The 8,047-nt window shown below is 57.5% G+C and carries 7 protein-coding genes and 1 tRNA gene; all 8 read left to right on the top strand.

Going from position 1 to position 8,047, the window contains the following annotated elements; all coding sequences use genetic code 11:
• Window positions 1-4 precede the first annotated feature (4 nt).
• The 8 genes from FGQ61_RS08275 (at window position 5) to rplT (ending at window position 7,636) form a co-directional block, all read left to right on the top strand.
• Window positions 5-2,365 carry a RelA/SpoT family protein gene (locus tag FGQ61_RS08275; protein WP_089573299.1) on the top strand — a complete coding sequence of 787 codons (2,361 nt, stop codon included), beginning with the start codon at window positions 5-7 and terminating at the stop codon, window positions 2,363-2,365.
• An 84-nt stretch (window positions 2,366-2,449) separates the two neighbouring features.
• Window positions 2,450-3,133, top strand: coding sequence for an MBL fold metallo-hydrolase (locus FGQ61_RS08280; RefSeq protein WP_138375200.1), 684 nt, complete (start codon window positions 2,450-2,452; stop codon window positions 3,131-3,133).
• Between the two features lie 194 nt (window positions 3,134-3,327).
• Entirely contained in the window at window positions 3,328-4,194 is an 867-nt protein-coding gene (gene fba / locus FGQ61_RS08285) for a class II fructose-1,6-bisphosphate aldolase (protein ID WP_035137086.1), read from the top strand.
• A gap of 251 nt (window positions 4,195-4,445) precedes the next feature.
• Window positions 4,446-5,879 (top strand): transglutaminase-like domain-containing protein, encoded by a 1,434-nt coding sequence (locus FGQ61_RS08290; protein ID WP_138375201.1) that lies wholly within the window; start codon window positions 4,446-4,448, stop codon window positions 5,877-5,879.
• A gap of 39 nt (window positions 5,880-5,918) precedes the next feature.
• A tRNA-Leu gene (locus FGQ61_RS08295) sits at window positions 5,919-6,005 on the top strand.
• Between the two features lie 431 nt (window positions 6,006-6,436).
• Window positions 6,437-7,006: a translation initiation factor IF-3 gene (gene infC, locus FGQ61_RS08300; RefSeq protein WP_006234423.1), complete on the top strand. Its 570-nt coding sequence runs from the start codon at window positions 6,437-6,439 to the stop codon at window positions 7,004-7,006.
• Between the two features lie 32 nt (window positions 7,007-7,038).
• Complete coding sequence (gene rpmI / locus FGQ61_RS08305) at window positions 7,039-7,230, top strand: 50S ribosomal protein L35 (protein ID WP_006234422.1); 192 nt, start codon at window positions 7,039-7,041, stop codon at window positions 7,228-7,230.
• A gap of 46 nt (window positions 7,231-7,276) precedes the next feature.
• Complete coding sequence (gene rplT, locus FGQ61_RS08310; protein ID WP_022094123.1) at window positions 7,277-7,636, top strand: 50S ribosomal protein L20; 360 nt, start codon at window positions 7,277-7,279, stop codon at window positions 7,634-7,636.
• Window positions 7,637-8,047: the final 411 nt, after the last annotated feature.

An 8,047-nucleotide genomic window follows, 5' to 3' on the forward strand; every position in this document is an offset into this window, starting at 1 on the left:
CTCGATGGATGCCGCAGCCCGTACCGCCCATGATTCCACCCTCCAGCCGTTCTCGGAGATGGAGCACTATAAGCATGCCGATGAGCTGCCGCCCGAGATTATGGCGGACAGCTACGACAAACTGGAGCGCCTGTGCCTCAAATATATGAATGAGGACGACTTTTCTAAGGTGGAGCAGGCCTATTGCTTTGCTGCCGAGAAGCACTGCAACCAAAAGCGCCGCTCGGGTGAGATGTACATCAACCATCCCGTCGAGGTGGCCATCATTTTGGCCGATCTCAAGATGGACTGCGATGTAGTGTGCGCCGCGCTGCTGCACGATACCGTCGAGGATACCGAGACCTCGCTTGCCGATGTTTCCGGCCTGTTTGGCGATACGGTGGCCGAGCTCGTCGATGGCGTGACCAAGCTCACCAACATCGAAGTCGACAGTATGGACGAGAAACAGGCGCTCACGCTGCGAAAGATGTTCCTCGCCATGTCCAAGGACATCCGCGTCATCATCGTTAAGCTTGCCGACCGTCTGCACAACATGCGCACCCTTGCAGCCCTGCGTGAGGACCGTCGCCTGTTTAAGGCTCGCGAGACCATGGACGTGTATGCGCCCCTGGCCGACCGTCTGGGCATGAGCTCCATTAAATGGGAGCTCGAGGACCTGTCCTTCTTCTACCTGGAGCCCGATGCCTACCAGCGCATCGCACGCATGGTGGCGGAGTCGCGCGAGGTCCGTGAGCGCTATCTGGCCGAGACCATCAAGACGCTCACCGACGAGCTCAACCGCATTGGCCTGGAAGACTTCCAGATCAACGGCCGTTCCAAGCACTATTGGTCCATCTACCAAAAGATGAAGCGCAAGGGCAAGGAATTCTCCGAGATCTACGACCTGGTGGCACTGCGCGTCATCACGCATTCGGTGCGCGATTGCTACTCCACGCTCGGCGCGGTGCACACGCTGTGGCACCCCATGCCCGGCCGCTTTAAAGACTATATCGCCATGCCCAAGGTCAATAACTACCAGTCGCTCCACACGACGGTCATCGGCCCCACGGCTCGCCCGCTCGAGATTCAGATTCGAACCTATGAGATGCATGAGCAGGCCGAGTACGGCATTGCCGCCCACTGGCTCTATAAGAAGTCGGGCGGATCGTCTGCTTCCAAGACCAATGACGCTCAACGTTTGGACGACCAGATCAACTGGCTCAAGCATTCGCTCGATTGGGCGGCTTCCGACGAGATCACCGATGCCAAGGAATACCTGCATTCGCTGAAGGTCGACCTCTTCGATCAGGAGATCTTTGTCTTTACGCCCAAGGGCGAGGTCATGGCGCTTCGTGCCGGCTCCACGCCGCTCGACTTTGCCTACGCCGTTCACACCGAGGTGGGAAACCATTGCGTCGGCGCCAAAATCAACGGTGCGGTGGCTCCGCTCACGCACGAGATTAAGACGGGTGACCGTGTCGAGATTCTGACTAACAAGAGTTCCAAGCCGTCGCGTGATTGGCTCAAGATCGTTAAGACACCTTCCGCCAAGTCAAAGATCCGCCGCTATTTTGCCGCTGCGACCAAGGACGACGACGCTGCTGCTGGTCGCGATATGCTGGCTAAGGACCTGCGTAAGCGTGGCTATGGCATTTCTACGCCGCGTTCGACGCGTGCGCTCAACGCCGTGGCGGAGCAGTTTAACTTCAAGCAGCTCGAGGACTTGTTTGCCGCCGTCGGCGCCGGCAAGGTTGCCCCGCGCGCTGTGGGCAATAAGGTCGAGCAAATCTTGGACCCCAAGCCCGAGGAACAGCTCACCAAGGCCGAGGCTATCGCCGAGGTCGTGAAGCAGCCTGCTCGCGGCTCCAACCGCAAGCCGCAAAAGCGCGGCAAGAGCGCCAGTAACGGCATTATCGTCAAGGGCGAGAGCAACAGCGGCCTACTGGTCCGTCTGGCTCATTGCTGCAACCCCGTGACGGGCGACGACATCGTCGGCTTCATCACGCGCGGTCGTGGCGTTTCGGTGCATCGCGCCAACTGTCCCAACGTCAAGGGTCTTATGGAGCATCCCGAGCGCATGATCGAAGTGGAGTGGGACGGCGCTGCCGACACCCTCTTCCAGGTCGAGATCGTGGTCGAGTGCCTGGACCGCATGGGCCTGCTCAAGGATGTCACCATTGCCATTGGCGATGCGGGCGGCAATATCCTTTCTGCCGCCACGTCGACCAACCGCGAGGGTATTGCAACCCTGCGCTTTATGGTCGAGATCTCGGACGCGAGTGGTCTGGATCCGCTGCTGGCCTCCATCAGCAGCGTTGACTCGGTCTACGACGCACGCCGCCTGATGCCCGGTGAGGGTGGAGCCCAGCTTAAGCGCCGCGTTTAGTCGCGACGAACGTGTCACATTATCGATATTCGCTACACTCGAGGCATCGTTTGATGCCTCGAGTTCTATAGAGAGGAGAGGGACATGAGTGCTGTGTCCTTGGATGTAACTCCCAAGGGATCGGTCGAGATCGAGACGCTCGTAAACGGTCCCATTCAGACCAATAGCTATGCTGTTATTTCGGACAATGAGTGCGTGATTATCGATCCCGCATGGGAAGGCGAACGCCTGGTGGAGCATATTCGAGCCGAGCATCCCGGCGTACGCGTGTTTGGCGCCGTATGCACTCATGGCCATGCCGATCATGTTGGTGGTGTTGCAGGCGTGCGAACCACCGTTGGCGAGGGCTGCCAGTATGAGCTGTGTGCTAAGGATGTGGCGGTGCCGCATGCGAACATCGAGGAACAGCGAGCTATGTGGGGCATTGAGACGCCTGACCCCGGGGAGCCGACGCACCTGCTCGCCGAGGGAGATGCTATCAAGGTGGGCGATATCTACCTGCAGGTGATCGAGACGCCAGGGCATACGCCGGGCGGGATCGTCTTGTTTGCTGCCACCGAGCAGGGGAACATTGCCTTTGTGGGCGACACCCTGTTTCCGGGTGGGCACGGCCGCACCGATCTTTCTGGAGGAGACGAGGCGGCGATTCTGCGCTCGCTCTCCAAGCTCGCCCGGCTTCTCCCGCCCGATACCGTTTGCCTAACCGGTCATGGCGATTCGACCACCATGGCACGCGAGCTCATGCAGAACCCTTTCATGCAGATTTAGCTTAATAGTCGGCTTTTGAAGCACGAGAAGCGTCCAAACGTCAAGCTATTTTTCCCCAACGGGTCGATTTCGTAGGGCAAACGGTCAAAAAAGTCTGTTTGGACGATATTCGTGAACAAACGAACGTTTATGCTCGGGTGCGCCGTGGTAAAATCTCAGGCGTTATCGGAGCAACCTTACAGGAGGTTTCTTTTATGCTCGTCAACGCAGCAGACATGCTCAAGAAGGCCGAGGCCGGCAAGTACGGTCTTGGTGCCTTCAACACCAACAACCTCGAGTGGACCCTGGCTATTCTCCAGGCCGCCGAGGAGGCCAAGTCTCCGCTGATCCTTCAGTGCACCGCTGGTGCCGCTAAGTGGATGGGCGGTTTCAAGGTCTGCGCCGACATGGTCAAGGCTGCCGTCGAGGCCACGGGCGTTACCGTTCCCGTCGCCCTTCACCTCGATCACGGTTCTTACGAGGACTGCTTCAAGTGCATCGAGGCCGGCTTCACGTCCATCATGTATGACGGCTCTCACGAGGAGACCTTCCAGCTTAACCTCGACCGCACCAAGGAGCTCGTTGAGCTTGCCCACTCCAAGGGCATGTCCATCGAGGCCGAGGTCGGCGGCATCGGCGGCACCGAGGACGGCGTGACCTCCAGCGGCGAGCTCGCTGATCCTGCTGAGTGCAAGCAGATCGCTGACCTGGGTGTCGACTTCCTCGCCTGCGGCATCGGCAACATCCACGGCGTGTACCCCGCCGACTGGGCTGGTCTTTCCTTCGAGCGTCTGGGCGAGATTAAGGCCCAGACCGGTGACCTGCCCCTCGTTCTGCACGGTGGCACCGGCATCCCCGAGGATCAGATCAAGAAGGCCATCTCCCTGGGCATCTCCAAGATCAACGTCAACACCGACCTGCAGCTCGTCTTCGCCAAGGGCGTCCGCGAGTACATCGAGGCTGGCAAGGATCAGCAGGGCAAGGGCTTTGACCCCCGCAAGCTCCTCAAGCCTGGTCGCGACAACATCGTTGCCCGCACCAAGGAGCTCATGGAGGAGTTTGGCTCCGTCAACAAGGCGTAAGCGTCGCTAAACTTCCCGCCGGAAGCCCCGTCCCCCTACACTGTTTCCTTTGCGCTCACCTGGCTTTGCCAGAAGTCGCGCCAAGAAAACAGCTCCGGGGGACGGGGCTTCCTTCGTTTAACGCCGCAGGGTTACGAGGCTGAATTATTTATTTGACTACCGTTCAGCGGTGTTGATGGCTCCCTTGTTGGGGCTTTCTTTTTATCTCGCTACAATGGGCTTCAAGCGTTCTAGTGACTTGGAGTTTTGGTATGGCTGTTATTAATGTGCTGCCTTCGGATGGGAAGGTTATTGACGAGGGTCCAGTTGGTTGCTCTGCTGATGTTTGCTGTGATGACTTTCGTCATCTCGATGTTGGACTGCCGCCCGAGATTCTTCGTCTTATGGATGCCGGGTATTTGACGCAGGCTGTTGCTGCCTGCGATCGCCTTTTGGAGCAGAACCCCGAGCCTTCGCTGGCTGCTTGTGTTCGTGCCGAGCGGTATCGCATGCTCGAGACGCCGCTTCATTTTTCGGTGTCGCGCGACCAGGCTATTGCGATGATTCGCGAGGAGTGGCCAGAGTTTACCGAAGAGCAGTTTGATGACCTTATTAATCGTAAGCGTATTGACTGGCGCTTTATCGATGGCGAACTGTTCGTTCTCGACAACTTCCTCGATTCGCTTCGCGTATATCCCAAAGAGGTTCCCGGCATGCGGCCCGATTCTACGGACGGAATAGCACTGCGCAACGAGATGCTCAAGGAGATGGAGTCGCAAAACGGGTTGGCTCGCGTCATTACGCTTAAAGCGTCCGTGTCTGTCCCCGGCGCTCTGGAAGGGGAGACCGTTTGCGCTTGGCTTCCCGTTGCGGCTGCCTGCCGTCAGCAGTCTCGGGTCGAGATTCTCGATATGACGTCGGGGGGTACCGTTGCCCCTGAAAACGTTTCGGCTCGCGCTGCCTCTTGGACATCTTCGACTGAACATTCATTCTCGGTGACCTATCGCTATCACGTCGATGCCGCCTATTGCGATATCTATGGTGGCGCGCTCCCATCGCATCCCTGTATGGACGCGCCACTGCCCGAGGACACCTCCGAGGACCGTCCGCACATTGCGTTCACGCCGTACATGCGACAGTTGACGGAGCGTGTTATTGACGGTCTCGAGAATCCGCTCGATCGCGCTCGTGCTATCTATGATTACCTGACACAGCATATTGACTATCGCTATCAGCCACCGTACCTGCTTTTGGGCTCCATCGCCGATGACTGTGCACACTCGCTCCGCGGCGATTGCGGCGTTATGGCGCTCACGTTTATCACCATGTGCCGCATCGCGGGCGTGCCCGCCCGCTGGCAGAGTGGCCTGTATGTTGCGCCTGATTCGGTGGGGCCGCACGACTGGGCAGAGTTCTATACGCCGCAAACCGGGTGGCTCAACGCCGACGTGTCATTTGGATCTTCTGCTCGCAGGATGGGCGAGGAGTGGCGCCGCCGTCACTACTTTGGCAATCTCGATCCGTGGCGTATGGTGGCCAACAATCGATTCCAGGCTGAGTTTGTGCCTGCTTTCGACGGCATGCGTGAGGACCCCTATGACAACCAGATGGGCGAGGCCTCGGTTGACGGACGTGGATGTCGTAAGCGGGAGATGTTGCGCAAGGTTGAGCTTATCAAAATGCTCGAAGTTCCATTTTCGGACTAATCAACAGAAAGCTGTGATAAACTAACTCACGCATTACGTGCCCGAGTGGCGGAATTGGCAGACGCTGTGGACTCAAAATCCACCGTTGGCAACAACGTGCGAGTTCGAGTCTCGCCTCGGGCACCATACATGCAAGTGAGCGTTCAAGGGGGTCAAGGCCCCCTTTTTCGTGCCGAACTCGCGTGAGCGCGCGGAGCGTTAAGCAAACAGGCCTGTGGCCTGTTTGTAGCGGAGCGTGGCGAGGGCGCCATGCGCCCGAAGCCCGGGGCTTCGCGAAGCGAAGGCCCTTCGAGTCTCGCCTCGGGCACCATACATGCACCTGCGCTTCAAGGGGGTCAAGGCCCCCTTTTTCGTGTACGTAATGTGATAGCGCGTTGTACGTGTTATTATTCGCAAGGCGTTGTTCCCGCAATGCCCTAAAGAGGAACCCGAGGGCTCCCACCTTTTGGCGCCAATGAGCAGCTGACTGGTCATACAACCTAGATTCCCTTCCTCATACCGAGGATGTCTATGTGTACGACCTGGTTGCTGAAAAGCGCCGGGTTATTTTTTTATGAATGGAGGTAGGGAAAATAGCTAAGTCTGATGACACCCGCATCAACGACGAGATCACTGCATCTTCGTGCCGTTTGATTGGCGTCGATGGCTCTCAGCTCGGCCTGTTCGCCATCCGCGATGCCCAGCGCGTTGCTGACGATCAGGGTCTCGACCTGGTCGAGATCGCTCCCAACGCGGAGCCGCCGGTCTGCAAGGTCATGGACTACGGTAAGTTCAAGTACCAGCAGGCCATGAAGGCTAAGGCCGCTCGTAAGAACCAGTCCAAGGTCGAGGTCAAGGAAATGAAGTTCCGACCCAAGATCGACGTTGGCGATTACGAGACCAAGAAGGGCCACGTTCTGCGTTTCCTCAAGAAGGGCGCACGCGTTAAGATTACCATCATGTTCCGCGGCCGTGAGATGGCTCACCCGGAGCAGGGTCTTAACGTTCTCGAGCGTCTCGCCGAGGATCTCAAGCCTTACGCTACGGTCGAGTCCAAGCCTAAGATGGAAGGCCGTAACATGCTTATGCTGCTCGCCCCGATTAAGGGCGCCTTCGATGAGGATAAAGCGGCAAGCGATACCAAGTAACTAGTGTTCTGTAACCGATTAAGGAGTATTTCATGCCTAAGATGAAGTCCCACAGCGGCACCAAGAAGCGTTTCCGCAAGACTGGTACCGGCAAGCTTATGCGCGCCAAGGCTTTCAAGAGCCACATCCTGAGCAAGAAGTCCACCAAGCGTAAGCGTGGCTTCCGTCAGGAGACCGAGATCGCCGCTGCCGACCGCAAGGTCATCAAGTCGCGTCTCGCCTAAGTTCGCGTTCCCGTTTTTCGTTTTACCGTCTAGGAGTTGATAGAACATGGCACGTATTAAGCGCGCTGTTGCCGCCAAGAAGAAGCGCCGTACCGTTATGCACCGTGCGAAGGGTTACTACGGTGCCGCTTCGCGTACTTACAAGCATGCTAAAGAGCAGGTCCAGCACTCCCTGCAGTATCAGTATCGTGATCGCCGCAACAAGAAGCGCGAGATCCGCTCTCTCTGGATCACCCGCATCAACGCTGCCGCTCGCCTGAACGACATCTCTTACTCTCAGTTCATGCACGGCCTGAAGGTTGCCGGCATCGAGCTCGACCGTAAGGTCCTGGCTCAGATGGCTTACGAGGACATCGAGTCCTTCAACGAGCTGGCTGCCATTGCCAAGAAGGCTCTCGAGGCCTAATAGATTCTGTTGAATCGCTAGGGGAGTGTCGCACTGTGCGCGGCACTCCCTCTTTTTATCTAGAGCGCTGGTTTATATAGCAAAAGCGCGGGTAGATAGACACTTACAGGTGACCGATCTTTATATATCTCTTAACCGAAGGGTCATCATCTGATACGCGCAGTATTTCTGCACCAGCCTTTCTATTACTTATATAGGAAGCGATAAGTTGTGTAGGACTTGTGAAGAGTGGAATTGACGTCCCACATCGCTTCGCGGTCTGGCAATATATCTCCTTGCCGCGCGGCCCGGTCGAACCGGATGAGCCGCAAGGCGTGCACCTTGAGAACCGGATACTGCGAGGATGGACACATTCAGTGTCGCATCCGGGCAGACATCGAACCATTTGAAATGGTCTAACTTGGATTTGTT

Source organism: Collinsella aerofaciens (assembly GCF_005844325.1).
GTDB lineage: Bacteria > Actinomycetota > Coriobacteriia > Coriobacteriales > Coriobacteriaceae > Collinsella > Collinsella aerofaciens_G.